The organism is Micromonospora sp. WMMD1128 (assembly GCF_027497235.1).
Taxonomy (GTDB): domain Bacteria; phylum Actinomycetota; class Actinomycetes; order Mycobacteriales; family Micromonosporaceae; genus Micromonospora.
Genome location: NZ_CP114902.1, coordinates 3826383 through 3851381, shown reverse-complemented (window position 1 = coordinate 3851381; position 24999 = coordinate 3826383). Strand labels below are relative to the sequence as shown.

The 24999-nt window shown below is 73.4% G+C and carries 25 protein-coding genes and 1 tRNA gene; 14 read left to right on the top strand and 12 right to left on the bottom strand.

The features are described 5' to 3' along the window. Position 1 precedes the first annotated feature (1 nt). The 5 genes from O7602_RS17120 to O7602_RS17100 are packed head-to-tail and all read left to right on the top strand — an operon-like array spanning position 2 to position 7506. On the top strand, positions 2 to 1699 hold the full coding sequence (locus O7602_RS17120; protein ID WP_281583645.1) for a lipid II flippase MurJ: 1698 nt from the start codon (positions 2 to 4) through the stop codon (positions 1697 to 1699). Further along, on the top strand, positions 1696 to 2829 hold the full coding sequence (locus O7602_RS17115; protein ID WP_281583644.1) for a glycosyltransferase family 4 protein: 1134 nt from the start codon (positions 1696 to 1698) through the stop codon (positions 2827 to 2829). The genes O7602_RS17120 and O7602_RS17115 overlap by 4 nt, the downstream gene beginning before the upstream one ends. Next, positions 2829 to 5270, top strand: a complete 2442-nt coding sequence (locus O7602_RS17110; protein ID WP_281583643.1) for a hypothetical protein — start codon at positions 2829 to 2831, stop codon at positions 5268 to 5270. The genes O7602_RS17115 and O7602_RS17110 overlap by 1 nt, the downstream gene beginning before the upstream one ends. Continuing rightward, positions 5168 to 6904, top strand: a complete 1737-nt coding sequence (locus tag O7602_RS17105; protein WP_281583642.1) for a CTP synthase — start codon at positions 5168 to 5170, stop codon at positions 6902 to 6904. The genes O7602_RS17110 and O7602_RS17105 overlap by 103 nt, the downstream gene beginning before the upstream one ends. Continuing rightward, positions 6901 to 7506 carry an NUDIX hydrolase gene (locus O7602_RS17100; RefSeq protein ID WP_281583641.1) on the top strand — a complete coding sequence of 202 codons (606 nt, stop codon included), beginning with the start codon at positions 6901 to 6903 and terminating at the stop codon, positions 7504 to 7506. The genes O7602_RS17105 and O7602_RS17100 overlap by 4 nt, the downstream gene beginning before the upstream one ends. A 64-nt stretch (positions 7507 to 7570) precedes the next feature. On the opposite strand, the gene O7602_RS17095 is transcribed toward O7602_RS17100, so the two are convergent. Continuing rightward, positions 7571 to 7951 (bottom strand): TM2 domain-containing protein, encoded by a 381-nt coding sequence (locus O7602_RS17095; protein WP_281583640.1) that lies wholly within the window; start codon positions 7949 to 7951, stop codon positions 7571 to 7573. A 170-nt stretch (positions 7952 to 8121) separates the two neighbouring features. On the opposite strand from O7602_RS17095, the gene ald reads away from it, so the two are divergent. From ald to O7602_RS17050, 9 genes are all read left to right on the top strand, one after another. Then, the gene (gene ald, locus O7602_RS17090; protein ID WP_281583639.1) at positions 8122 to 9237 is read left to right on the top strand and encodes an alanine dehydrogenase; all 1116 of its coding nucleotides are present in this window, start codon (positions 8122 to 8124) and stop codon (positions 9235 to 9237) included. Between the two features lie 13 nt (positions 9238 to 9250). Further along, positions 9251 to 10240 carry a site-specific tyrosine recombinase XerD gene (locus O7602_RS17085; protein WP_281590354.1) on the top strand — a complete coding sequence of 330 codons (990 nt, stop codon included), beginning with the start codon at positions 9251 to 9253 and terminating at the stop codon, positions 10238 to 10240. 334 nt (positions 10241 to 10574) lie between these two features. Next, positions 10575 to 11498 carry an AAA family ATPase gene (locus O7602_RS17080; protein WP_281583638.1) on the top strand — a complete coding sequence of 308 codons (924 nt, stop codon included), beginning with the start codon at positions 10575 to 10577 and terminating at the stop codon, positions 11496 to 11498. A gap of 41 nt (positions 11499 to 11539) precedes the next feature. Further along, entirely contained in the window at positions 11540 to 12523 is a 984-nt protein-coding gene (locus tag O7602_RS17075) for a ScpA family protein (RefSeq protein WP_281583637.1), read from the top strand. Between the two features lie 4 nt (positions 12524 to 12527). Further along, positions 12528 to 13508: an SMC-Scp complex subunit ScpB gene (gene scpB, locus O7602_RS17070; protein ID WP_281583636.1), complete on the top strand. Its 981-nt coding sequence runs from the start codon at positions 12528 to 12530 to the stop codon at positions 13506 to 13508. After that, complete coding sequence (locus O7602_RS17065) at positions 13495 to 14265, top strand: pseudouridine synthase (protein ID WP_281583635.1); 771 nt, start codon at positions 13495 to 13497, stop codon at positions 14263 to 14265. Before scpB ends, O7602_RS17065 begins: the two co-directional genes overlap by 14 nt. Before the next feature lie 175 nt (positions 14266 to 14440). Next, on the top strand, positions 14441 to 15121 hold the full coding sequence (cmk, locus tag O7602_RS17060; protein ID WP_281583634.1) for a (d)CMP kinase: 681 nt from the start codon (positions 14441 to 14443) through the stop codon (positions 15119 to 15121). A gap of 82 nt (positions 15122 to 15203) precedes the next feature. Beyond that, a complete protein-coding gene (gene der, locus O7602_RS17055; RefSeq protein ID WP_281590352.1) occupies positions 15204 to 16586 on the top strand; it encodes a ribosome biogenesis GTPase Der in 1383 nt (460 codons plus the stop codon). Positions 16587 to 16751: 165 nt separating this feature from the next. Next, positions 16752 to 16825, top strand: a tRNA-Pro gene (locus O7602_RS17050). 26 nt (positions 16826 to 16851) lie between these two features. On the opposite strand, the gene O7602_RS17045 is transcribed toward O7602_RS17050, so the two are convergent. The 11 genes from O7602_RS17045 to O7602_RS16995 form a co-directional block, all read right to left on the bottom strand. Beyond that, a complete protein-coding gene (locus O7602_RS17045) occupies positions 16852 to 17877 on the bottom strand; it encodes a site-specific integrase (protein ID WP_281590351.1) in 1026 nt (341 codons plus the stop codon). Positions 17878 to 18050: 173 nt separating this feature from the next. Next, positions 18051 to 18239 carry a helix-turn-helix domain-containing protein gene (locus tag O7602_RS17040; protein ID WP_116510015.1) on the bottom strand — a complete coding sequence of 63 codons (189 nt, stop codon included), beginning with the start codon at positions 18237 to 18239 and terminating at the stop codon, positions 18051 to 18053. A 93-nt stretch (positions 18240 to 18332) separates the two neighbouring features. Continuing rightward, the gene (locus O7602_RS17035; RefSeq protein ID WP_281590350.1) at positions 18333 to 19799 is read right to left on the bottom strand and encodes a replication initiator; all 1467 of its coding nucleotides are present in this window, start codon (positions 19797 to 19799) and stop codon (positions 18333 to 18335) included. A gap of 98 nt (positions 19800 to 19897) precedes the next feature. Beyond that, positions 19898 to 20908, bottom strand: a complete 1011-nt coding sequence (locus O7602_RS17030; protein ID WP_281583633.1) for a hypothetical protein — start codon at positions 20906 to 20908, stop codon at positions 19898 to 19900. Positions 20909 to 20949: 41 nt separating this feature from the next. Next, positions 20950 to 21210, bottom strand: coding sequence for a hypothetical protein (locus tag O7602_RS17025; RefSeq protein WP_281583632.1), 261 nt, complete (start codon positions 21208 to 21210; stop codon positions 20950 to 20952). After that, complete coding sequence (locus O7602_RS30980) at positions 21207 to 21887, bottom strand: hypothetical protein (RefSeq protein ID WP_348651285.1); 681 nt, start codon at positions 21885 to 21887, stop codon at positions 21207 to 21209. Before O7602_RS30980 ends, O7602_RS17025 begins: the two co-directional genes overlap by 4 nt. Continuing rightward, the gene (locus O7602_RS17015; RefSeq protein ID WP_281583631.1) at positions 21884 to 22300 is read right to left on the bottom strand and encodes a hypothetical protein; all 417 of its coding nucleotides are present in this window, start codon (positions 22298 to 22300) and stop codon (positions 21884 to 21886) included. Before O7602_RS17015 ends, O7602_RS30980 begins: the two co-directional genes overlap by 4 nt. 90 nt (positions 22301 to 22390) lie before the next feature. After that, positions 22391 to 22720: a hypothetical protein gene (locus O7602_RS17010; RefSeq protein WP_281583630.1), complete on the bottom strand. Its 330-nt coding sequence runs from the start codon at positions 22718 to 22720 to the stop codon at positions 22391 to 22393. After that, on the bottom strand, positions 22717 to 23559 hold the full coding sequence (locus tag O7602_RS17005) for an FtsK/SpoIIIE domain-containing protein (RefSeq protein WP_281583629.1): 843 nt from the start codon (positions 23557 to 23559) through the stop codon (positions 22717 to 22719). Before O7602_RS17005 ends, O7602_RS17010 begins: the two co-directional genes overlap by 4 nt. 14 nt (positions 23560 to 23573) lie before the next feature. After that, complete coding sequence (locus tag O7602_RS17000) at positions 23574 to 24020, bottom strand: single-stranded DNA-binding protein (protein ID WP_281583628.1); 447 nt, start codon at positions 24018 to 24020, stop codon at positions 23574 to 23576. A 94-nt stretch (positions 24021 to 24114) separates the two neighbouring features. After that, positions 24115 to 24969 carry a hypothetical protein gene (locus O7602_RS16995; protein ID WP_281583627.1) on the bottom strand — a complete coding sequence of 285 codons (855 nt, stop codon included), beginning with the start codon at positions 24967 to 24969 and terminating at the stop codon, positions 24115 to 24117. Positions 24970 to 24999: the final 30 nt, after the last annotated feature.

The window sequence follows — 24999 nt, the reverse complement described above, 5'->3', positions numbered from 1 at the left end:
CGTGACGAAACCGGCACCCCTCGCCGCCGCCGGCCGCGTCGCCGGGGCGGCCGCCCTCATCGCCGTCCTCACCGTGGTCAGCCGCCTCGCCGGCTTCGGTCGCACCGCCGTGTTCACCTGGACGCTGTCCACCACCGACCTCGGCGGCGCCTACCTGGTGGCGAACTACGTCCCGAACTTCATCTTCGAGATCGTCGCCGGTGGGGCGCTCGCGAGTCTCGTCGTACCGCTGCTGGCCGGGGCCGTCGAGGCGGGTGACCGGCGGGCGGTGGCCGCCACCACCGGCGCGCTGCTGACCTGGACGCTGAGCCTGCTGATCCCGCTGGCGGTGCTGGTGGCGGTGTTCGCCGACCCGCTGATGGGCCTGCTCGGGCACGGTCTCGGCGAGGTCCGGCAGGCGTCCGGGGCGCGGATGCTGCGGGTGTTCGCCCCGCAGTTGCCGCTCTACGGCGTGGGGATCGTGCTCACCGGCGTCCTCCAGGCGCACCGGCGGTTCGCGTGGCCGGTGCTCGCGCCGCTGCTGTCGAGCGTCACCGTCATCGCGGTCTACCTCGGCTTCACCGCGGTGCAGGGGCGGCTGGCCACCATCGACGAGGCCGGTCGCGGCGGCGAGCTGCTGCTCTCCGGCGGCACCACGCTCGGCGTGGTGGTGCTCTCGCTGTCGCTGCTGATCCCGCTGCGCCGGCTGCGACTGCGGCCCCGGCCGGGCTACCGGTTCCCGGCCGACGCGCGGGCGCGCGTCGGTGGGCTGGTGGTCGCCGGCGTGGTCACCGTGGCCGCCCAGCAGATCGCCCTGGTCGTCGCGCTCAACCAGGTCACCTACGGCCGGACCGCCGACGTCGGCGTCTACAACCTGGCCCAGACGGTCTACTTCCTGCCCTGGTCGGTGCTGGCGGTGCCGCTCGCGATCGCCGCGTACCCGACGCTCGTGGCGGCGCGGGCGACCGGCGACGAGCGCGCCTTCCGCGACACCCTGGCCCCGGCGGTGCGTCAGCTGGTGCTGTTCAGCCTGCTCGGCGCCGCCGCGCTGGCCGGTGCCGCGATCCCGCTCGGGCATTTCTTCTTCCCCGACCCGGTCGACGCGGGCACCGCCGCGGCCGGGATCGCCGGGTTCGCGCCCGGTCTGCTCGGCTACGGCCTGTTCGCGATCCTGACCCGGGCGCTCTACGCGCGTGGCGACACCCGCTCGGCAAGCGTCGCGACCGCGTTGGGCTGGCTCAGCGTGCCCGCCCTCGCGGTGCTGTTCGGCCAGGTGCTGCCGCTTGCCGACCGGGTGCTCGCGGTGGCGCTCGCGACCTCCGCAGGCATGCTGCTGCTCGGCGCGCTGCTGGTCGCCGCCGTCCGGCGGGCCGCCGGACGGGAGGCGCTCGCCGGGGTCGGTCGGGCCGGTGCGGCCGGGCTGCTGGCCGCCGCGGTCGCCGCAGCGGGGGGAGCGGCCACCGCCCGGGTTCTCGGCGGGCTGACCGACGGGACCCCGACGACGATCCAGGCCCTCGTACAGGGCATGCTGTCCGGGGTCGTGGTCGGTGTCCTGTTCCTCGCCGTCGCCTGGCTGACCGACGCCCGCGACCTCCGGCCGCTGCTCGCGGCCGTGGCCCGCCGGCTGCGGCGCCGGCGACCGGCCGCCGGCGCCGACGGCCCACCGGCGGACCAGCACCCCGGCGAGCGGGGCGACGGAAAGGAGATCGTTTCCTCATGACGGACGCCTCGCCGGCACCGCGCTGGCCCGGTTCGGTCGCCCTGGTGCTCGCCTCCAGCACCGGCGGAGTGGGTCAGCACGTCCGCTCCGTCGCCCGCGGGCTCACCGAGGCCGGTGGGTCCGTGCTGGTGTGCGGTCCGACCGCGGTCCAGGACCAGTTCGACTTCACCGGGGCCGGCGCCCGGTTCACGCCGGTGGAGATCCCCGCCAACCCCACCCCCGCCGACGCCCGCGCGGTCACCGCGCTGCGCCGGGCGCTGGCGGAGACACCCGTCGACGTGGTGCACGCGCACGGGCTGCGCGCCGGCCTGGTCGCCGCGCTCGCCCGCCCGACCGTCCCGCTGGTGGTCACCTGGCACAACGCCGTCCTCGCCGGCGGGCTGCGCGGCACGCTGTCCCGGCTCGTCGAACGCGTCGTCGCCCGGTCCGCCCGGGTCGCCCTGGGCGCCTCCGCCGACCTGGTCGAGCGGGCCGCCGCGCTTGGTGCCGCCGACGCCCGGCCGGCGCCGGTCGCCGCGCCGACGCTGCCCGCGCCGCGTCGCCGACGCGCCGCGGTGCGGGCCGAGTTCGACGTCACCGGCGACCGCCCGCTGATCCTGTCGGTGGGCCGGCTGCACCCGCAGAAGCGGTACGACGTGCTGATCGACGCCGCCGCCCGCTGGCGTACCCGGACACCCGCGCCGGTGGTGGTGATCGCCGGCAGCGGGCCCGCCTACCTGCCGCTCGCCGCGCGGATCTCGGCCGCCCGCGCGCCGGTGACCCTGCTCGGGCACCGTACCGACGTGGCGGACCTGCTGGCCGGCGCGGACCTGGCGGTGGTCACCAGCGACTGGGAGGCCCGCCAGCTCTTCGCGCAGGAGGCGCTGCGCGCCGGCGTACCCCTGGTCGCGACCGCGGTCGGCGGCCTGCCGGAGCTGGTCGGCGACGCCGCGGTGCTGGTCCCGGCGGGCGACGTGGACGCCGTGGACGCGGCGGTGCGCGGGCTGCTCGACGACGACGCCCGCCGCGCCGAGCTGGGCCGCCGGGGCGCGGAGCGGGCCGCGAGCTGGCCCACCGAGGCGGACACCGTGGCCGCCCTCGCCGACCTGTACGCCGAGCTGACGCCGCAGCACTCAGCGGGGAACCGCTGATGCTGCGCAGATTGGCTCCGGTGCTGCTGACCCTGGTCGTGGTGGCGCTGGGCATCACCGCGCTGGCCGCCCGCCCGGACGACGGCGACGCCCAGCGCAGCGCCGACTACGTGGTCCTGGTCGGCGCCGCCGGCCTGCGGTGGGACGACGTGGACCCGGAGAACACCCCGACGTTGTGGCGGATGGCCGAGCGGGGCGCGATCGGTTCCCTCTCGGTGCGCTCCGCGCACCGCCCGACCTGCCCGGTCGACGGCTGGTTGACCCTCGGCGCCGGGAACTTCGCCGCCTGGCACGGCACCCGCCCCGGCGGTGGCTGCCCGGCGGGCCCGGTGACCGTCGAGCGACCCGACGGGATCGGCGCCAACCTGCCCGACCAGCCGGCCGTCGTCGCGCACAACCAGAACAAGCTGGCCTGGGGCGCCACGCCCGGTGCGCTGGCCGAGTCGGTGCGCTGCTCGGTGGCGGTCGGCCCGGGCGCCGCGGTGGCCGCCGCCCGCCCGTTCGGCCGGGTCGACAGGTACGAGGCGGCGCTGCCCGACGACCCCGCGGCGCTGCTCGGCTCCTGCGTGCTGAGCATCGTCGACGTGGGCACCGTCGACGACGACGACCCGGCCGTGCGGGCCGCGCAGGCGCGCCAGGCCGACGCCCGGCTCGCCCGGGTGCTGGCCGCCCGGCCGCCGCACTCGCTGGTGCTCGTCGCCGGTGTCTCCGACACCGACTCGCCGGCGCGCCTGCACGTCGCGGTCGCGGACGGCCCCGGCTGGGACGGTGGTTGGCTGACCTCGCCGAGCACCGCCCGGGCCGGCTACCTGCAACTTGTCGACCTGGCGCCGACCGCGCTCGCCGCGCTCGGCCGACCGATGCCGGAGCGGCTCTTCCTCGGCCGGCCCGCGGTGACCGTCGACGACCGGCCGGACGACCTGCGGACCGCGATCGGCGCGCCGGCCGACGCCGATCGGGAGGCCGCCGCCCAACGCACCGTCGCCGGCTGGTTCTTCACGCTGCTGGCCGCCGCCCAGATGGCGCTCGCGGTGGCGGTGCTGCCGCTGCTGCGCCGGGCCCGCCGGCTCGCCGGACCGCACGGGCCCGCGCCGGTGTCCCGGCGGGTGGTGGCGGTGGTGGAGCTGCTGCTGGTCGCCGCCGCGCTGGCCGTGCCGGCGGCGCTGCTCGCCGACGCCGTGCCCTGGTGGCGCGGGCAGCACGCCGGCTGGTGGTTCGCCTCGGTGACCGTCCTGCTCGTCGTCGGTGGCACGGCCGCGGTCCGGTTCGCCCCCGGGCACGACCGCACGCTCGGGCCGCTCGGCGCGGTCGCCGGGCTGGCCACCCTGGTGGTCGGCGTGGACGTGCTCACCGGTTCCCGGCTGCAACTCAACGGCGTGGTCGGTTACTCCGCGCTCGAGGGCGGGCGGTACGCCGGCCTGGGCACCGTGGGGCTGGGCGTGTTCATCGCCGGCTCGCTGCTGACCGGCGGCTGGCTGGCCCAGCGGGTACGCCGGGGCTGGCGGCCGACCGTCATGGTGACGGTGGGCGGCACCGCCGTGGTGATCGTGGGCAGCCCGTACCTGGGTGCCGACTCGATCGGCGCGATCGCGCTCACCGCCGGCGTGAGCGTGGCGGCGGCGATCTGCACCGGCGGCTGGTTGACCGTCAGCCGGCTCGCCTGGGCCACCATGGCCGGGCTGGCGGTCACCATCGGCTTCGCCCTGGTGGACCTGGGTCGGCCGGCGGCCGAGCGGGGAAGCCTCGGCCGGTTCCTGGCCGCGCTCGGCGACGGCACCGGCGGGCTCACCGTGCACCGGTCCAGCACCGCCAACTTCGAGACGTTCGTGAACAGCCCGCTCACCGTGCTGGCCGTGGCCGGGGCCGCGCTGGTCTGGCTGGCCCTGCTCCAGCCGTGGGGTGGGCTGTTGCGGCTGTTCGGCATCTACCCGGCGATCCGGGCGGCGATGGCCGGCACCGGGGTCGCCGCCGGGCTGGGCGGCGTGCTGGGCGGTTCGGCGCTGGACGTGGCCGGGGCGGCGGGCGCGCTCGTGGTGCCGATGGCGGCCCTGGCCGCGCTGCGGGTGCTCGACCACTCCACCGACCGCACCCTCCCCGACAGCGGACCGCCCGGGGGAGAGGGAGGCGCCGCGCCGCCGGACGGCTCCGGTCCCGGTGGCGCGGACCCGTCCGGCGGCCCCGCGGCGCGGGCGGAGGGGGCCCCACGTGCGCCGACAGCGGGTGCGACGCCGGCTCACGGTCCGAAAGGTGTTACCGTGGAGTCCCGTGGATCGCGTGATCACTTGGCTGATCGGCACGGCGGTTCGCACGACCGCTACGGACGACACGGGAGCAGGCCTTGGCCCCTTCAGCACGGACGACCAGGCACATTTTCGTCACCGGGGGGGTCGCCTCCTCGCTGGGCAAGGGCCTCACCGCCTCCAGCCTCGGCAACCTGCTGAGCGCGCGCGGGCTGCGCGTGGTGATGCAGAAGCTCGACCCCTACCTGAACGTCGATCCCGGCACGATGAACCCGTTCCAGCACGGTGAGGTCTTCATCACCGAGGACGGGGCCGAGACCGACCTCGACGTCGGCCACTACGAGCGGTTCCTCGACCGTGACCTCTCCGGCAAGGCCAACGTCACCACCGGGCAGATCTACTCGGCGGTGATCGCCAAGGAGCGGCGCGGCGAATACCTGGGGGACACCGTCCAGGTCATCCCGCACATCACCAACGAGATCAAGGCCCGGATCCTCGGCATGGCCGACCCCGACGCCGACGGCCAGGTGCCCGACGTGGTGATCACCGAGGTCGGTGGCACCGTCGGCGACATCGAGTCGCTGCCGTTCCTGGAGTCGATCCGCCAGATCCGCCACGACCTGGGCCGGGACAACTGCTTCTACCTGCACGTGTCGCTGGTGCCCTACCTGGCGCCCTCCGGCGAGCTGAAGACCAAACCGACCCAGCACTCGGTGGCGCAGCTGCGCAGCATCGGCATCCAGCCCGACGCGCTGGTGCTGCGCTGCGACCGGGAGATCCCGGACAAGGTCAAGGAGAAGCTGTCGCTCTACTGCGACGTCGACCGGGAGGCGGTCACCGCCGCCCCGGACGCGCCGAGCATCTACGACATCCCGAAGGTGCTGCACCGCGAGGGCCTGGACGCGTACGTGGTGCGCCGGCTCGGCCTGTCCTTCCGCGACGTCGACTGGACCAGCTGGGACGACCTGCTGGAGCGGGTGCACCAGCCGCGCCACACCGTCACCGTCGCCCTGGTCGGCAAGTACGTCGACCTGCCCGACGCCTACCTGTCGGTGAGCGAGGCGATCCGGGCGGCCGGGTTCGGCCACCGGGCGCGGGTGCAGCTGCGGTGGGTGCCGAGCGACGACTGCGTCACCCCGGCCGGCGCGGCCGCCGCCCTGGCCGGCGTCGACGGCATCGTGATCCCCGGCGGGTTCGGGGTGCGCGGCATCGAGGGCAAGGTGGGCACCGCCCGGTACGCCCGGGAGAACGGCATCCCGCTGCTCGGACTCTGCCTCGGCCTCCAGTGCATGACCATCGAGGTGGCCCGCGACCTGGCCGGCCTCGACGGGGCCAACTCGCTGGAGTTCGACGAGGAGGCCGTGCACCCGGTCATCGCCACCATGGCCGACCAGGAGGACATCGTGGCCGGGCGCGGCGACCTGGGCGGCACCATGCGGCTCGGCGCGTACCCGGCCACGCTGGCCGAAGGCTCGATCGTCGCGCAGGCGTACGGCAGCACCGAGGTCAGCGAGCGGCACCGGCACCGGTACGAGGTGAACAACGCCTACCGCGACCAGCTCACCAAGGCCGGCCTGATCGTCTCCGGCACCTCGCCGGACGGCCGGCTCGTCGAGTTCGTCGAGCTGGACCGCAACCTGCACCCGTTCTTCGTGGCCACCCAGGCGCACCCGGAGCTGAAGAGCCGCCCGACCCGCCCGCACCCGCTGTTCGCGGCGTTCGTGGCCGCCGCGGTCGCGTACTCCGAGGCCGACCAGCTCCCGGTGGACCTGGACGGCGCGGCGGAGGCCGCCGCGAGCAAGCCCGGCCGCGCGGCGAAGGCGACCGCGAAGTGAGCGGCGTGGCGCACCGGTACGAGGTGACCGCGCGCCGCGACGTCTGGTCCGGCCGGATCTTCTCCGTGGTCAGCGACGACGTGACCATGCCCGGCGGCGGCACCGCGGCCCGCGACTACGTGCGGCACGTCGGCGCGGTGGCCGTGGTGGCGCTCGACGACGCCGGTCAGGTGGTGCTGATCCGGCAGTACCGGCACCCGGTCGGCCGGCACCTGTGGGAGTTGCCGGCCGGGCTGATGGACGTGCGCGGGGAGGACCTGGCCGCCGCGGCGGCGCGGGAGTTGGCCGAGGAGGCCGATCTGACCGCGGGCCGCGTCGACGTGCTCGTCGACCTGCACAGCTCGCCCGGCTTCACCGACGAGGTGGTCCGGGTCTTCCTGGCCCGCGACCTCGCCGACGTGCCGGCCGGGCAGCGGCACGACCGGCACGAGGAGGAAGCCGACCTCCAGGTCGTCCGGGTCGACCTGGACGAGGCGGTCCGGATGGTCCTGGCCGGTGAGATCACCAACGCCTCCTGCGTGGCCGGGCTGCTCGCCGCCGCCCGGGCCCGGGAAACCGGCTTCGCCGAGCTGCGCCGGCCCGAGGCGCCGCTGCCCCGCTGATCGGGAACCGACGACGAAGGGGCCGCGCGGCGTGTGCCGCGCGGCCCCTCTCCGTGCCCGCCGCTCAGTCGCGCAGCGGGCGGCCCTGTCCGTCGACGCCGCCGTTGACCAGGATCAGGATGCCGTCGACGAGGCCCCAGATCGCGCCGAAGCCACAGGTCACGAGCGTGACGACGAGCTGGATCACGCCGGTCTTGGTGTCGCCCATGTAGAACCGGCCGATACCGAAGCCGCCGAGCAGGATCTGGAGGATGCCCGCGACAACCTTGCTCTTGTCCGAGACGCCCTGCGGGTACTGCGGGTACTGCTGGTAAGGAGTGGTCATGAGCGGACACCATAGTGATCCACTGTCGTCCTGTCCGCCTCGCCGCCCACCCGGTGGGAAGATGTCCACCGAAGTCTGTCCTGTCGGCTGAGGGCCGCTCCACCGCCCAGCCCGGTCCATGCCTGACACACCGTCAGCACCACCGGGCACCGGATGTCACAGTGTCGGCGTTCCCGGGCGGCCCGCGCGCCTAGACTGCCGCCGGCGGGACCGGTGGACCGCGTCGGCAACGGAGCCGTCGGGGCGCCGCGCTGCCGGGGTGAGCCGCCCCCGAGGAAGGTGTCTGCATCGTGAAGGTCGGAATCCCCCGCGAGGTCAAGAACCACGAGTACCGGGTGGCGATCACACCGGCGGGCGTCCACGAGTTCACCCGCCACGGCCACGAGGTCTGTGTCGAGGCGGGCGCCGGGGTCGGCTCCAGCATCACCGACGACGAGTTCGCCGCCGCCGGCGCGAAGATCCTGGCCACCGCCGACGAGGTCTGGGACACCGCCGAGCTGGTCCTCAAGGTCAAGGAGCCGATCGCCGAGGAGCACCACCGGATGCGCGCGGGGCAGGTGCTCTTCACCTACCTGCACCTCGCCGCCTCCCGCGAGTGCACCGACGCGCTCGTCGACAGGAAGGTCACCGGCATCGCGTACGAGACGGTCGAGCTGCCCGACCGGTCGCTGCCGCTGCTCGCCCCGATGTCCGAGGTGGCCGGCCGGCTCGCCCCGCAGGTCGGCGCGTTCCACATGATGCGCACCGGCGGCGGCCGGGGTGTGCTGCCCGGCGGCGTCTCCGGCGTGTACGCGGCCAAGACCGTGGTGATCGGCGCCGGCGTGTCCGGCCTGAACGCCGCCGCCATCGCCCTGGGCCTGCAGTCCGAGGTGCTGCTGCTGGACAAGAACGTGGCCCGGCTGCGCTCCGCCGACGCGATCTACCGCGGCCACCTCCAGACCGTCGCCTCCAACGCGTACGAGATCGAACGGGCCGTGCTCGACGCGGACCTGGTCATCGGCGCGGTGCTGGTGCCCGGCGCGAAGGCCCCGAAGCTGATCTCCAACGAGCTGGTGTCCCGGATGAAGCCGGGCAGCGTGCTCGTCGACATCGCCATCGACCAGGGCGGCTGCTTCGAGGACTCGCGCCCCACCACGCACGACGAACCGGTCTACAAGGTGCACGACTCGATCTTCTACTGCGTGGCGAACATGCCCGGCGCGGTGCCGAACACCAGCACCTACGCGCTCACGAACGTCACCCTGCCGTACGCCCTCGAACTGGCCAACCAGGGCTGGCGGGCCGCGCTGCGCGCCGACCCGGCGCTCGCGCTGGGCTTGAACACCCACGACGGCCGGGTGGTCTACGGCCCGGTCGCCGAGGCGCACGGCATGGACGTGCTGCCGCTGGCCGAGGTGCTGAGCTGAGCGAGGTGCCGAGCTGACCGGACCCGCGACGGACCGGGCCGGCGCGCAAGCCGCGCCGGCCCTGCGTCGCGCGGTCCGCGGCTACCTGGACCACCTCACCGTCGAGCGTGGACTGTCCGGGAACACGCTCGCGTCGTACCGCCGGGACCTGGACCGCTACCTGACCACCCTGGCCGCCGCCGGGGTGACCGACCTGGCCGCCGCCGGCACCCGCGAGGTCGAGGCCCACCTGGCCCGGCTGCGCGCCGGCGACGACGACCACCCGCCACTCGCCGTCTCCTCCACCGCGAGGGCCGCCAGCGCGGTACGCGGCCTGCACCGCTTCGCGCTGCGCGAGGGACTGACCGGCGCCGACCCCGGCCGCGACGTGCGCCCGCCCACGCCACCGCGGCGGCTGCCCCGGGCGCTGCCCGTCGACGACGTCCGGCGGCTGCTGGAAACCGCCGGACCGGCCGGGGCCACCGGCGACGCGGCGCCCCGCGCGCTGCGCGACCGGGCGCTGCTGGAGTTCCTGTACGGCACCGGCGCGCGCATCTCCGAGGCGGTCGGCGCGGCCGTCGACGACGTCGACCTGGACGCCGGCGTCGTGCTGCTGCGCGGCAAGGGCGGCAAGGCCCGCCTCGTCCCGGTCGGCGGGTACGCCGCCGACGCGACGCGCGCCTGGCTGGTCCGGGGCCGCCCGGCGCTCGTCGCCGCCGGCCGGGGCACCCCGGCGCTGTTCGTCAACGCCCGCGGCGGGCCGCTCACCCGGCAGGGCGCCTGGGGCGTGCTGCGCGCCGCCGCCGCCCGCGCCGGCCTGCCGGTCGACGGGCCCGACGCGGTCTCTCCGCACACCCTGCGCCACTCCTACGCCACCCACCTGCTCGACGGTGGCGCGGACGTGCGCGTCGTGCAGGAACTGCTCGGCCACGCGTCGGTGACCACCACCCAGGTCTACACGTTGGTCACGGTGGAACGGCTGCGCGAGGTGTACGCCACCGCCCACCCGCGCGCTCTGGGGTGAGCGCGAGGAGTGAGCCGGGGTTGCGGGCCCCGCAGTCGCGAACGAAAGGTGGCTCGGTGAGCGCGAGGAGTGAGCCGGGGTTGCGAGCCCCGCAGTCGCGAACGAAAGGTGGCTCGGGTGAGTGGTCGGGGTCGCCGACCCGGCCGGTCGCGGACCGAGCCACCGACGGGCCGCCGACACGCCGACCCGCTACCGAACCTGCTGCTGGCCGGTGGCGTACAGTCGGCATCGGCGCGGGCCTCCAGGTGCGACGGACCGGAGGTGCGCAGCGGCGCCGCGAGGGACGTCGGACGGCTCCGACGCCGGGTGGTCGTCGGGAGGGGGCAACGAGGACATGGCAGGAAACGGTGACCGTGCCGAGACCTGGACGTCGGAGCTCCGTGAACAGCAGGCGACGCTCGGCGCCGACCTCGGCCCCGCCGACCCGGCCGCGTACACGATGCGCAAGCCGATCCCCGAGCCGATGCCGACCGACCGGCACGGCCCGGCGCGGATCATCGCGATGGCCAACCAGAAGGGTGGCGTCGGCAAGACCACGACCACCATCAACCTGGGCGCCGCGCTCGCCGAATACGGCCGCAAGGTGCTCCTCGTCGACTTCGACCCGCAGGGCGCCCTCTCCGTCGGCCTGGGCGTCAACCCGCACAACCTCGACCTGTCGGTCTACAACCTGCTCATGCAGGACGACGTCACCGCCGAGGACGTCCTGATCAAGACCGACGTGGCCGGGCTGCACCTGCTGCCGGCCAACATCGACCTCTCCGCCGCCGAGATCCAGCTCGTCAACGAGGTCGCCCGGGAGATGGCCCTGGCCCGGGTGTTGCGCACCATCCGCAAGGAATACGACTTCATCCTGATCGACTGCCAGCCCTCGCTCGGCCTGCTGGCGATCAACGCGCTGACCGTCGCCCACGGCGTGCTCATCCCGCTGGAGTGCGAGTTCTTCAGCCTGCGCGGCGTGGCGCTGCTGCTGGACACCATCGACAAGGTGCGCGAGCGGCTCAACTTCGACCTGGAGCTCGAAGGCATCCTCGCCACCATGTACGACAGCCGCACCACCCACTGCCGTCAGGTGCTCCAGCGCGTGGTCGAGGCGTTCGGCGACAAGGTCTACCAGACCGTCATCACCAAGACCGTGAAGTTCCCCGAGTCGACCGTCGCCGGCGCGCCCATCACCACGCTCGACCCGGCGTCCTCCGGCGCGCGCAACTACCGGCAGCTCGCCCGAGAGGTGATCGCCGCCCAGTCGGACCGGTAGGGCCCACGCCAGCCGCCCGCCGCGTCGACTACGGTTTCCCGGTGACCGCACCGCCCCTCGACCCGCCGCACGGCGACCCCGTCGCCGTTGGGCCGGCCGCTGCCGAGCCGGCCGCTGCCGAGGTGCTCACGGTCGACCCGGCTCCGGTGGAGGAGACAAGCGGTTTCACCGTCCGGCTGGACAACTTCACCGGCCCCTTCGACCTGCTGCTCCAGCTGATCAGCAAGCACAAGCTGGACGTCACCGAGGTCGCCCTGCACCGGGTCACCGACGAGTTCATCGCCTACCTGCGGGCCATGGGCGACCAGTGGGACCTGGACGAGACAAGCGAGTTCCTGCTGGTCGCCGCCACCCTGCTCGACCTCAAGGCGGCCCGGCTGCTGCCCTCGGCCGACGTCGAGGACGAGGCGGACCTGGCGCTGCTGGAGGCGCGGGACCTGCTCTTCGCCCGGCTGCTGCAGTACAAGGCGTACAAGGAGGCGGCGGCGCACATCGCCGAACTCGAGGCGGTCGGCGGCCGGCGTTACCCGCGCGCGGTCACCCTCGAACCCCGGTACGCCGAGGCGCTGCCCGACCTGGTGCTCGGCATCGGCCCGCAGCGGCTGCTCAAGCTCGCGTTGAAGGCGATGAGTCCGAAACCGGTGCCCGAGGTGTCCATCGCGCACGTGCACATGGTCCGGGTCAGCGTCCGGGAGCACGCCGGCGTCATCGCCGACCGGCTGCGTCGCGCCGGGGTCGCCACCTTCTCGCAGCTCTGCGTCGACTGCGAGATGACGCTCGAGGTGGTGGCCCGGTTCCTGGCGCTGCTGGAGCTGTACCGGCAGGGGCTCGTCGCGTTCGTGCAGGAACAAGCGTTGGAGGAGCTGACGGTCCGCTGGACCGGCCCGGCCGACGGCGACGCCGAGCTGACCGTCGACGAGTACGCCGGCACCCCGGACCCGACCACCACGCCCGCAGGCGCCGTTGACGCGGACGCTGACTCACGCCGCGAAGCGGCGGACACGACCGCACCGACGCAGGAGTGATCTGATGAGCGACGAGGAACGCCGCGACTCGCTGGCGGACCAGGCCGCCGCCTGGATCCCCCCGTGGGAACGCCCCACCCCGGCAACCCCCGCCCCCGCCGACGAGGACCCGCCACAATCCGACCGTCCCGAGCCCCAGGATCTCCACCCCGCGGCAGATCTTGGAAGCCATGGGCCCCCAGCGGGGCCGTTTCCTTCCAAGATCGCGTCTGTGGACGAGGCGAGTGGAGATCCTGGTACGGTTCCGCCCCTCCAGGGGACGGACCGTACCAAGATCTCGGGGGAGACGTCGGTCGGCGACGACGAGGGCGGCGGTGCGCCGAGCGGCGGTGGGGCGGGCGTTGACGGGGCGGGCGGTGAGGCGGGGGGCGCTCCCGGCGTACCTCCGAAGCGGGGTCGGCGGCGGGCGGCGCCGGAACCCGCGCCCGCGCCGGTGTTGGACGACGCGGAGCTGCGCGGAGCCCTGGAAGCGATCCTGCTGGTGGTGGACCAGCCGGTCAGCGAACTGGTCCTGGCGGAGGTGCTGGAGCAGGCCCCGGAACGGGTGGGCGCGATGCTCGACGACATCGCCGCCGGCTACACCGCCGCCGGGCACGGCTTCGAGCTGCGCCGGGCCGCGGGTGGCTGGCGTCTCTACACCCGGCCGGAATACGCCACCTACGTCGAGCGGTTCGTGCTCGACGGGCAGTCGGTCCGGCTGACCCAGGCCGCGCTGGAGACCCTCGCCGTGGTCGCCTACCGGCAGCCGGTGACCCGTTCGCGCATCTCGGCCATCCGGGGTGTCAACTGCGACGGGGTGCTCCGTACCCTGGTGGGTCGCGGCCTGGTCGAGGAGTGCGGCACCGAGGCGGACAGCGGCGCCTTCCTCTACCGGACCACCATCATGTTCCTGGAGAAGCTGGGGCTCAACTCGGTGGACGACCTGCCGCCCCTGGCCCCGTTCCTTCCCGACGACGTAGAAGAGCTTGCCGATGCCACGCGATGACCGTGCCCCGAAGACCGACGCCCCCGTGTACGAGGGCGCCGAGCGCCTCCAGAAGGTCCTCGCCGCCGCGGGAGTGGGCTCGCGGCGCGCCTGTGAGGACCTGATCTTCCGGCGGCGGGTCACGGTCAACGGCCGGGTCGCGCAGCTCGGCGACCGGGCCGACCCCGCCCAGGACGTCATCCACGTCGACGGGGAGCGGCTCCAGGTCGACACCCGGCTGGTCTACCTGGCCATGAACAAGCCACGCGGGGTGGTCTCCACCATGGCGGACGAAAAGGGACGCGCCGCGCTGTCCGACTTCCTCGGCAACCGGGTCGAGCAGCGCGTCTACCACGTCGGGCGGCTCGACGCGGACAGCGAGGGCCTGCTGCTGCTCACCAACGACGGGACGCTCGCGCACCGGCTCATGCACCCCTCCTTCGGGGTGCCGAAGACCTACCTGTGCGAGGTCTCCGGGCCGATCCCGCGCAACCTCGGCAAGCGCCTGGCCGCCGGCGTCGAGCTGGAGGACGGGCCGGTCCGGGCCGAGGCGTTCAAGGTGGTGGACACACTCGGTAAGACCGCCCAGGTGGAGGTCACCCTGCACGAAGGGCGCAAGCACATCGTCCGGCGGATGTTCGACGAGGTGGGGCACCCGGTGAGCCGTCTGGTGCGTACCTCGATCGGTCCGATCCGGCTGGGCGACCTGCGCGCCGGGCGCACCCGGCGGCTGACCAACGCGGAGGTCGCCGCCCTGTTCAAGGCCGTGGGTGACTGACCGGAGACGATCGGGGAACGGCTCCCGGTAGGCTTCGACGCGGTCCGCGGGCCGGCGCGCACGCGCCCCCGGCGGTACGCCCGCGCGGCGCGGGCATGATTGACGACGACACACATCCGCTCAACGGCGCCGGACACACCGGCGACCCGCGAGGTACGGGCTGAGGAGGACAACGGTGGAGGAAAACGTACCGGCCGGGCGCTGCGTGGTCGCGGTGGACGGGCCGTCCGGTTCGGGGAAGTCCACCGTGTCGCGGCGGCTGGCGGTGAGCCTCGACGCCCGCTACCTCGACACCGGTGCCATGTACCGGGCGCTGACCTGGGCGGTCCTGCGCTCCGGGGTGGAGCTGACCGACACCGAGTCGGTGGCCAAGGTCGCCGGCGAGGCCGACCTGCGCATCGGCACCGACCCCCGGGGGTACGCGGTGACCGTCGACGGCACCGACGTGTCCACCGACATCCGTGGCGCCGAGGTGACCGGCGCGGTCTCCGCGGTCGCCGCCGTCGGCGCGATCCGTGAGCTGCTCGTCGACCGGCAGCGGCGGCTGATCGCCGAGGCGGGCCGGATCGTGGTGGAAGGCCGCGACATCGGCGCCGTGGTGGCCCCCGACGCCGACCTGAAGGTCTACCTGACCGCCTCCGAGGCGGCCCGCGCCCGGCGGCGCAGCGCCGAGGACGCGGCCGACGTCACGGCGACCGCCGCCGACCTGGCGCGGCGAGACCGGCTCGACTCGACCCGCAAGGTCAACCCGTTGCAGCAGACCCCGGACGCCGTGGTGCTGGACACCACCGAGTTGGGCATCGACGAGGTCGTCGCCCGCCTGCGTGACCTTCTCACCGAGCGGGGTGTCGCGTGAGCGGGGTTCCGTGGGCGCCGCTGGCGTTGCCGGCTCCGACGAAGGGTGGCCCGGCGTGAGCGACGACGACTTCGGTGGTTGGGTGGAGCTGCGCGAGCCGGAGGCCGACGCCGAGGAGCCGACCGGTCCGCAGCCCGTGGTGGCCGTGGTCGGCCGCCCCAACGTGGGCAAGTCCACACTCGTCAACCGCCTCATCGGTCGTCGCCAGGCGGTCGTCGAGGACGTTCCCGGCGTCACCCGGGACCGGGTGCCCTACGACGCGCAGTGGAACGGCCGGGCGTTCACCGTGGTGGACACCGGCGGTTGGGAGCCCGACGCCCGGGACCGGGCCGCGGCCATCGCCGCCCAGGCCGAGACGGCCGTGGTCACCGCCGACGTGGTGCTGTTCGTGGTGGACGCCATGGTCGGTTCGACCGACGTGGACGAGGCCGCGGTGAAGATGCTGCGTCGCAGCGCCAAACCGGTGATCCTGGTGGCCAACAAGGCCGACAACACCACCATCGAGATGGAGGCGACGTCACTGTGGTCGCTCGGTCTCGGTGAGCCGTTCCCGGTGTCGGCGCTGCACGGCCGCGGCTCCGGCGACCTGCTCGACGCCATCATGGCCGCGCTTCCCGAGGCGCCGAAGATCGTGGAGAACCGCCCGCGCGGCCCGCGCCGGGTGGCCCTGGTCGGCCGCCCCAACGTCGGCAAGTCCAGCCTGCTCAACCGCTTCTCCGGCGAGGACCGGGCGGTGGTCGACTCGGTCGCCGGCACCACTGTCGACCCGGTGGACAGCCTGGTCGAGATCGGCGGCGAGACCTGGCAGCTGGTGGACACCGCCGGCCTGCGCAAGCGGGTCGGACGGGCCAGCGGCACCGAATACTACGCCAGCCTGCGTACCGCCTCGGCGATCGAGGCGGCCGAGGTGGCGGTGGTGCTGCTGGACTCCAGCGAGGTGATCAGCGAGCAGGACCAGCGGATCCTCACCATGGTGGTGGAGGCCGGCCGGGCCCTGGTCATCGCGTTCAACAAGTGGGACCTGGTGGACGCCGACCGCCGCTACTACCTGGACAAGGAGATCGACCGGGAGCTGCGGCGCATCCCCTGGGCGATCCGGCTGAACCTGTCCGCGCAGACCGGCCGGGCCGTCGACAAGCTGGCTCCGGCGTTGCGCAAGGCGCTCGCGAGCTGGGAGACCCGAATCCCCACCGCGCAGCTCAACCAGTGGCTCACCGCGCTGGTCCAGGCCACCCCGCACCCGGTACGCGGCGGACGCGCCCCGCGGATCCTGTTCGCCACCCAGGCCGGGGTGGCGCCGCCGCGGTTCGTGCTGTTCACCACCGGTCCGCTGGACGCCGGCTACCAGCGGTTCGTGGAGCGCAAGCTGCGCGAGGAGTTCGGCTTCGAGGGCAGCCCGATCGACATCTCGGTCCGGCCGCGGAAGAAGCTCGGCCCCGGCGGTCGTGGCAAGGCCCACGGCTGAGTCATCCGGGCGGAAGCCGCCGGGCCATGTTCGGCGGCTTCCTTCCTAGGACGCTCTAGGGGGAGTGGCGCGGGCCTCGCGCGATGCGGAGGGCCCTGTGCGAGTCACGCGAGGATCTTGCGCTAAGCTGTATCGGCTGCCGCGGGGAACTTCACGCGGGGGCATCGGGACGTGGCGCAGTTTGGTAGCGCACTTGACTGGGGGTCAAGGGGTCGTCGGTTCGAATCCGGCCGTCCCGACGCAGGTGGAAGGGCATTTCGCGTGATCATGCGATGCCCCGCTGGGGACCATTTGGGGACCTCAGGCCGGTGAGATGCGAAGACAGCGCCTCACCGGCGGCCCGGATCGACTGACGATCCGGATGCAGATACCGCTGAGTCGTCATCAGCGAGCCGTGACCGGCGATCTTCCGTAGGACGTGCACCGGCACGCCGGCATCCGCCATCCAGGTCAGCCCGGTGTGCCGCAGGTCGTGCCGCCGCAGGTACTCGAAGCCCAGCGAGCTGACCACCTCGTCCCAGTGCGTCGCGTCGCGCAGCACCGCCGTGCTGATCCGGCCGCCGCGAGGGCCGACGAAGAGCCGGCCGTCATCCTCGGTGATCCGGTCGAGCTTTGCGGCCACCATCGGCCGCAGTTCGCCGATGATGGGCACCTGCCGTGCCCGCTTGCCCTTGGTGCCCTTGTCGACCAGGCCGCCGGGTCCGGTGGTGGTCTGCCGGCGCACCGTCCACAGCCACGTGTCCCGGTCGATGTCGCCTTTGCGCACGCCGGACACCTCGCCGATGCGGGCCGCCGTGCCGGCCGCGAACATCACCACCTCACCCCAGCCCGGGTACCGGCCGTGCGAGCGCTCGACCAGCGCCGCCGCCAGAGTGGCCAGCGCCGTCCAGTCCGGCAGCGCCAGCGAACGCGGGTTGTCCAACTCGTCCTCGGCCCGCTGGTACTCCCGCTGCCACCCGGTCAGCCGCGCCGGATTGCGGTCGATCAGGCCGTCCCGCACCGCCTGCTCCAGGATCCGCACCAGGACGGCGAGGCTGTTCTTCACCGTCGACCGGCCGCAGCCCTCAGCGATCCAGCCGTGCGCGGCCCGGTCCACCGCACCATTGGTGATCAGCCGCACCGGCAGGTGACCGAGCGTCGGCACGACCCGGCGACGCCAGCCCGCCAGGTACGGGTCGAGCGTCTTGCCCTCCAGGCCGCGCAGCGCCAGGCGCATCACGCTCTCGCCGTACTGCGCCAGCCGCATCGATGCCGCGTCGGGGTCGACGCCGCCCCTCGCCGCGCGCTGCATGGTGCCGAGCCAGGTCTGCGCCTGCTCGGCGTCCGCGAACGCCTGCGACTTGGAGCGGCGTCGTCCCGAAGCCGGATCGACCCACCGGACCCGGGCACGGTACGGGTTCGGCCGGCCGGGTCGGTGCTCGACGTCGGTGGAGACGGCGACGCCGATCGGGAGCAGGGGAGTGGTCACCGAGCCGATTCCTCGGGATCGGTGCGGTGCCGGCCCAGCCACGCCCGCACGTCCTCCGGGTCGTACTTGACGACCCGGGCGGACAGCCGGATGAACGCCGGCCCCTGGACGGGGTCGGCGGTGCGCCACCGACGCACGGTGGACGGGTCGACCTTCACGAGCCGGGCAAGTTCCTCTGTGGTCATCAGGACGCCCGGTGCTGCCAGTGCATCGGTACTCATCGGATCCCCAATGTTGTCGGTTCTACTGTCAAGGCGGGCTTGACGCTGAATCGCGCGTCAGGCGACGAGGGTCTGTAGGTACTCGCGCGCGGAATCCTGGTGCTCTCGGGCCATCGCGGCGGACGCGTTGGCGAGCAGCGCGTCGGCGGTCGTGTGCCACCCGGCGCCCACGAATTGCAGGAAGTTGACCACCAGCGTGGTCGGCTCGGTGTCGGCAGCGGCTTCCTGCGGGCCGCTGCTCTGGGCGCGGCGGAACACCACGCGTTGGTTGCGCAGCAGAGCGAAGGTCACCGAGTAGCGGCGCGACTTGGTGAGGAAGTGACCGCCGAAGCCGAGCATGTGCGCCCAGCGCCGCAGCCGCCGCCAGTCGCGGGGACGGCCGAGCATCCAACAGGCGTCGATCAGGCGTTCGGTGTGGTTGCCGGCCGGGTCGGCGTAGATGTCGATGCTGTCGGTGGTGAGCCGGTTGGAGGCGTGGCCTGTGACCTCGGTCGACTTGGTGGCGTACTTGGCCAGGTACGCCGCCACCTGCGCGTCGGTCACCTCACCCCGGCCGGCCACGGTGATTACCTTGGTGAGCACCTGCTCGCCCCAGCCGATGCGCCAGCCGCCCGGGTGGGCGGGGTGGTCGGCGGTGGTGAAGACGACGGTGGCGGCGGCGTGGTCGACGGCGGCCACCAGGTCGGCGGCGTCGAGCTGCGGCGGTGCTGGCACGATCGCGTCGGGGTCGTCGCCGTCGCGGCCGTCGAGCCGGATGATGGCGTGGAAGTGCACGACGCCGCGCCGCTGCATTTCGGCGGCTTTGCCGAACGACAGCCGTACCGGGGACACCCACCGGGTCTTGCCGGTACGCGGCGACGTGACAGGGATGTCGGGTATGCCGCGTGCGCTGGCGAGGCGGTGCATGTACCGGTTGACCGCGATGGTGGTGCGCCGCCACAGCTCCCCGGCCGAGAGGTTCCAAACCGCCTGCGCGTCGTGGTCGTAGCAGTCCAGGCACAGCGGCGTGCCCAACCGGGCGTCGGTGTCCTCGTGGCGGGCGAAGCAGACCAGCCGCACCCCGTGCGGGCAGACGGTCACGTCCCGTCGGGCGTGGCAGGGCTCGGGCCGGCAGTCGCAGGCGGCGCGACGGGTGCAGGTGTGCCGCTTGACGTAGCGGGTGTGCACCTCGCCGAAGGACGGGGCGGTGAAGGTCGGGAACACCGCCGGGTGGTGGGCTACCTGCTCGGGCACGCCCTTGCCGCCGACGAGGCCGGCGCGGACCACCTGGTAGGCGTCGCGCTGGTAGAGCTTGGAGCAGGTCGGGCACACCGAGGCACGGCGGTTGCCGCACGGCTTGTAGATGACGCCGTCGGGCATGTCGGCCGTTGACCGCTCCGACAGGAGACGGCCGGTAGCGGCCTCGACCGTGGCCATGGTGCCGGCCAGGCGGACCGGGCGGGTGCAGCCGGCGGCCGGGCGGACGTGGCGCAGCCAGCCGGGCAGGTCCGGTTGGGTGAGCCGGGCGGCGGCTTGCAGCCGGATGTCGGAGGACGTGGCGTACCAGGGCGGTGCGGGCGGCTCGGCGCACGGGGCCGTACCCGAAGCAGAAGCTTCGGGTACGACGGTCAGCGTCGAGACGGTCAACGGGTCGCCTTCACGGGGCGTCCGTTGGCGGATCGGACGGGTCGGTTGTCGGTGTCGGGGCCGAGGTCCAGGACCGCGAGGGCTTGCGTGGCCTCCTCGGAGGTCACCTTGAGGCGGACGGCCAGTTGGCCCGGGGTGATCGGCGTGCCGTGCTCGATGCGGTACTGCTTCGCGACGCGGGTCGCTCGGGCGAGCAGGTCCGGGGCCACGATCGGCAGCGGAAGTTGGGCAGCGTCAGACTCGGTGACAGGAATGTCAGTGGTGGACGGTGCCAACGTCGGTGCCGGGGTGACATCGGGCTTGCTCGGACGGGGACGGGCGGGGCGGGCAGCCGCATCGGGCCGGGGCGTCGCCGGCTCCGGGGTCGGGGCCGGTCGCGGTGCGGTGATCCGGTTGGCGAGCTGGGCCGGGGTCGGGATCTCGGGCTGGACCGGCGTCGGTGCCGGCTCGGCCGTGTCGATGATGGGGACAATGGGCAGCTCGGGCCGGCCGGGCGTCGGTGCCGGGACGGCGGGAACGGTCATGGTCGGAGTTGGCGTCTCGGCGGGTGCCGGGAACGTCGGTGCGGTGCCGGTGGCGGCGGTCAGGGTTCGGCCGCTTTCCCGGCGGATCAGGGCGCGCATGTGCACGGCCAGGCCGGCGACAGCCGGCGGCAGTGCGCCGACGATCGCGGCCATGGCCACGCGCCAGGTTTCATCGGTGTTGGCGTTGGTCTGGAGCAGGTGGTACGCCGACTGGGCAGCGATGCCGATGCCGGCCGCACCGTAGGTGTTCTTCTTGGCGAACGCGGCGACCCGTGCGGGCACGGGAGCCATCCACAGCACCAGGGCGACGACCACATAGCCGTCGACCGCGATGGGCATCAGCCAGGCCAGGGCGAGGCTGACCGAGGTGCCGGGGATCGTGATGTGAGCGGTGAAGCCGGCGAGTTCGGCCAGCGCGATCCAGGTGGAGGCGGACAGGCCGAACGACGCGACCAGCACCGCCCACGAGGCGATCGACGCCAACCGGGGCTCCCCGGCGTTGACGGGTGCAGTGTTGATGCGGGTCACCGGCGTGCCCCCGTTCCGGAGAGCAGAACGAGACGCGGCCGGCCACCCGGCTGCCCGGGGTGGGCTGCGGTGGCGCGCTGAGCGGCGCAGGCCGCACAGTCGCGCTCCCACAGCCGTACCGTCACACCGGTCATCGAGCCGGTCACCGTGACGCCGCAGAGGTGCGGGTACGGCTCACCGGTGCTGACCGGCCGCCCGAGGGCGTAGCTGGCTCCGATCCACTGACCGGTGCCGGGCGGGTTGGATGCGGTGTTCACGCCGAAGCCCTCCCGTCGCCGAGGCCGAACAGGGTCGGCTCCTGACGAGGGGCCGGGGGCGTGGGTTGGGCCGCCCTGCGGGTGGCCGTCCGGTTGCTTCGGGCGGCCTTCGGGTTGTGCAGGTCGGCGAGCTGGTCAGGCGTCAGTACGGTGAGCGCCTGCTTGTCCTCGCCACGCCGCCGGTAGAGCAGTGGACGAACCGTGGCGTTGGTCGGGCAGTCCGTCACCCCGTCGGGGTAGCGGAAGCCGCAGCCCGGACACACCGAAGCGGCCGGGCTACCGGGGTGGTGATCGGCGAACACCTGAGCGAGAGTCGCCACCGTGACGCCGAGGCCGGCGCGGATGAGGCGCTCGTCCAGGGCGATCCGGTCGGCGCGGTCGCCGTAGCGCATCTGCACCGCCTGCCGGGATACGCCCAGCCGGTCGGCGATCTCCGCCCAGGAGTACCGGTACGGAGGCTGGCGCAGACCGGTGACAGCGAGCCGGGTCAGGGCGTCCACGTCGGTGGACAGCGCCGCGAGTGACCGCAGCGCCTCGATGTCCCCGGCCGCGACCCGACGGGCGTACGCCCGCAGGATGCGGCGCACGAACGCGTCGAACTCGGTGGTTTCCACCGACTGCTTGGCGCGCTTGGTGCGGGTGCGCGTCAAGCCAGGCTTGACGGTGTTCTTGCTCATGCCGCACCACCGTTGGTGCGGTCCCACGCGGCAGCCGCCGCGTTGAGAACGGCGATGACCGCGTCGGCGGTCTGGCCCTTGGAGTCGTTGAAGTCGTAGGCGTTGTCGAGCCGCTCGTAGTACTGGCTGTCGGCGAACCGGAGGGCCAGGTACCAGTCGAGGTAGGTCAACGCGGCGTTGAAGTCAGCGAACTCCGGGGCGTCGAACATCTGGGCCGGGGCGTCGACCGGGCCGCCGTAGCAGACCATGCCGACCGCGCCGACCAGACAAGCCGGGGGAGTGAACGACCCCGACGTGGCGTCGTAGTAGGCGCCCTGCGTCCAGCCGTGGCGGGACAGGTACAGGGCGGCGTCCCGCAGCGTGCGGGCCGGGGTGGTCACCTGCTCGGCGACCGTGTTTTGGGTAGCGTGCATGACGGCAGCTCCTTCCGGGCTGTTGATGGGGCGGGTCGGCGGCGTCCGGGTTGCTTTCCTAGGGCTGATCCCGGTGCTGCCGGCCCGTTTCTATGGCGTTCGGCGCTGAGGGCGGACCATCCGCCGCAGGGCCGCGTCGAACTCGGTGACGATCCGCATCAGGTGCGACCGGGCGTTGGTGTCGCCGGCCGCGAGGCTGATGCGGGTACGGATCTCGGCGTGCTGGCTGCCGTCGGCCGCCAACACCCGGGTCAGGACCACCACGCCGCGACCGGGAACCCGGAGCGTGACCGGCTGTGCCCGGTGCTCGCCCAGACCGCAGGCGTGCCCTCGGGCACACCAGTCCGGGTGCGGCAGGTGGTCGTCGGAGGCAGGCCAGGTTGGCGACGTGGCCGGCCGGGGTCGGATACGGATGCTCATGCCGCACGCTCCCGACGAAGGCCGGCCCGCAGGCGGGCGGCGTGCGTCGCGATGCGGGCGCAGGCCGCGTCATCCAGGTACGCGGCTTTGATCAGTTGCGGGGTGCCGCCCTCGGCGATGAGCAGGCCCACGCCGGGATTGGTCGGGCTGAGCGTGTTGGCAGACCAGCCGCGTTCCGCCCACCCGTGCCCCAGGACGATGTCCGAGGACGCGTTGGTGGTGCACCGGAATGCGCACCGCCAGGCGAACAGATCCCGCAGGCTCGTCGGGATGATGTCGGACGAGGGTCGCTGCGTCGCCGCGACGACGATGATGCCGACCGCCCGGCCCCGAGCCACCAGGTCGCGCAGCAGACCCGCGAAGTCCTCCCGGGTCTTCTTGTCCCCGACGGTGGCCGAAAAGTAGGCGATCTCATCGACGGCGACGAGGATCGGGCTGAACACGTCATCGCGTTGGGTCTTCCGGCGGCCCGCCACTTCCAGGTAGGCGTACCGGTTGTCCATCACGATCTGCATCCGACGCAGCGTGGCCAGGGCATGCATGATGTCCGGGCCGACGAACACGTCAGCGCAGCTCTTCCACTGGCCCAACTCAACCTGCTTGCCGTCGAGCAGGCACAGCCGGCAGTCGAGCGACAGAGCGGCGTGCGCCACGATCAGGTTGAGCAGGGTCGACTTGCCGCCGCCCGGTTCTCCACCGATCAACAGGTTGCGGTAGATCAGCGGGACCCGCACCGGGTGGCCGAACTCGTCCACCCCGACATGCACCGGGTCGAAGATCGACACGGGCGGGTCGGCGGGCATGCCACCCGGTACGGCGGGAACGGTCAGCGTCGACATCAGCGCATCCCCGCTCAGGCCACCGACGCCGGCGCGGCGGTCGACCACGGGTCATCCGCCGGCGTCTCCGGAGTGAACCCGTCCCCGTTGCGGGTGCGGGCCATCTTCTTCACCGTCGCCGTCGCGAACCGCAGCGACGGGCCGACCTCGTCGACGTCCAGGCCGTACGCGGAGCGCTTCTCGCCCTGCTCGTTCTCCCACCGCGACAGCCGCAGCCGCCCGGCCACCACCACGCGGGTGCCCTTGGCGAGGGACTCGGCGATGTGCTCGGCCAGGTCCCGCCACGCGGTGCAGGTCAGGAACAGCGGGTCACCATCGCGGTACTCACCCGACGCCCGATCGAACACCCGAGGCGTGGACGCCACGGTGAACTTCACCAGCGCCACCCCGGCCGGGGTGAACCGCAGCTCCGGGTCGGCGGTCAGGTTGCCGACCACCGTCACGGTCGTGTCGTTTGCCATTGCAGATCCTCCCTGGATCGGTTCTCTGCGGTGAGCCATGAGACGCGGCGCACCTGTGTTGATCCCGCACAAGTTGTGCGAGCGGTTTTTGGTTTCAGCGGCGCGGGTTGCGCTGCTGCGGCGGCACGGGCTCCGGCACGTCCAGCAGGTCCAAGCCCACCGGCGGCACAGCCGGCGACACCGGGGCGTCGTCGTCGCGCATCCACGCCACCCAGGCCGACAGCGGCGACGCCACCAGGCCGGTCAGCGGGTCACGGCGGGTGATGTCGACCCGCACCAACGCGGCGTGCCGGGCCGACGCGCGGACCATCCGCGCCTCACCCGCCCAGCAGGCCACCGCGAGTTTGTCCGCCTTGCCGTCCAGGTCCGTCAGGTCCAGGCCCGGCCGCAGCCACACCCACACCCGCTCCCCGGCCGGCGTCGGCCGCGCCCACAGGATCAGCGGCAACCGGCCCGGGTGTAGCCGCGACGCGGACCGGATGAACTCCGTGAAGCAGAGCCGCAGCCGGTGCCGCACCACCACGCACCACACCCACGCCGACACCCGCCGACGAAGTCGACCGACGCCGAAGACCACGCCCAGCACCACGGCCAGGAGCACCAGCGGCACCGCCGGATGCGTTGCCCGAGACAGGTACGCCATGCTCACGAACACGGTGACCGCGGCGACGATCTCGAACGCCCACCACCACAGCACCCGCAGCGCCGGCCACATCCGAACCAGGCACGCGACCACCAGGCCGCACACCCCGCCGGACAACAGCCCGACCACCACCGCCAGCGGCAGCGGCAGCGCCACCGACGAGGTGGCGGCCACCACCAGGGCGACAGACGCCGCCACGACGAGGAATGCCACCCGAGCCTTCTGCGCGTACGACCGCGACACCGGCGTCTCCACCAGCGTCACCGCGCCCACCGGGCGCTCACCGAACATCCCTGACCTCGCCATGCCCAACCTCCCGTGTTTGGGTAGCGGTGC

Coding starts and splice junctions, on each gene's coding strand:
- O7602_RS17115 (WP_281583644.1), top strand. CDS start 1,696: ATGACGGACGCCTCGCCGGCACCGCGCTGGCCCGGTTCGGTCGCCCTG.
- O7602_RS17110 (WP_281583643.1), top strand. CDS start 2,829: ATGCTGCGCAGATTGGCTCCGGTGCTGCTGACCCTGGTCGTGGTGGCG.
- O7602_RS17095 (WP_281583640.1), bottom strand. CDS start 7,951: ATGGACCGGGCTGGGCGGTGGAGCGGCCCTCAGCCGACAGGACAGACT.
- O7602_RS17080 (WP_281583638.1), top strand. CDS start 10,575: ATGGCAGGAAACGGTGACCGTGCCGAGACCTGGACGTCGGAGCTCCGT.
- scpB (WP_281583636.1), top strand. CDS start 12,528: ATGAGCGACGAGGAACGCCGCGACTCGCTGGCGGACCAGGCCGCCGCC.
- O7602_RS17065 (WP_281583635.1), top strand. CDS start 13,495: ATGCCACGCGATGACCGTGCCCCGAAGACCGACGCCCCCGTGTACGAG.
- O7602_RS17045 (WP_281590351.1), bottom strand. CDS start 17,877: ATGCAGCGCGCGGCGAGGGGCGGCGTCGACCCCGACGCGGCATCGATG.
- O7602_RS17040 (WP_116510015.1), bottom strand. CDS start 18,239: ATGACCACAGAGGAACTTGCCCGGCTCGTGAAGGTCGACCCGTCCACC.
- O7602_RS30980 (WP_348651285.1), bottom strand. CDS start 21,887: ATGAGCAAGAACACCGTCAAGCCTGGCTTGACGCGCACCCGCACCAAG.
- O7602_RS17015 (WP_281583631.1), bottom strand. CDS start 22,300: ATGCACGCTACCCAAAACACGGTCGCCGAGCAGGTGACCACCCCGGCC.
- O7602_RS17010 (WP_281583630.1), bottom strand. CDS start 22,720: ATGAGCATCCGTATCCGACCCCGGCCGGCCACGTCGCCAACCTGGCCT.
- O7602_RS17005 (WP_281583629.1), bottom strand. CDS start 23,559: ATGTCGACGCTGACCGTTCCCGCCGTACCGGGTGGCATGCCCGCCGAC.
- O7602_RS17000 (WP_281583628.1), bottom strand. CDS start 24,020: ATGGCAAACGACACGACCGTGACGGTGGTCGGCAACCTGACCGCCGAC.
- O7602_RS16995 (WP_281583627.1), bottom strand. CDS start 24,969: ATGGCGAGGTCAGGGATGTTCGGTGAGCGCCCGGTGGGCGCGGTGACG.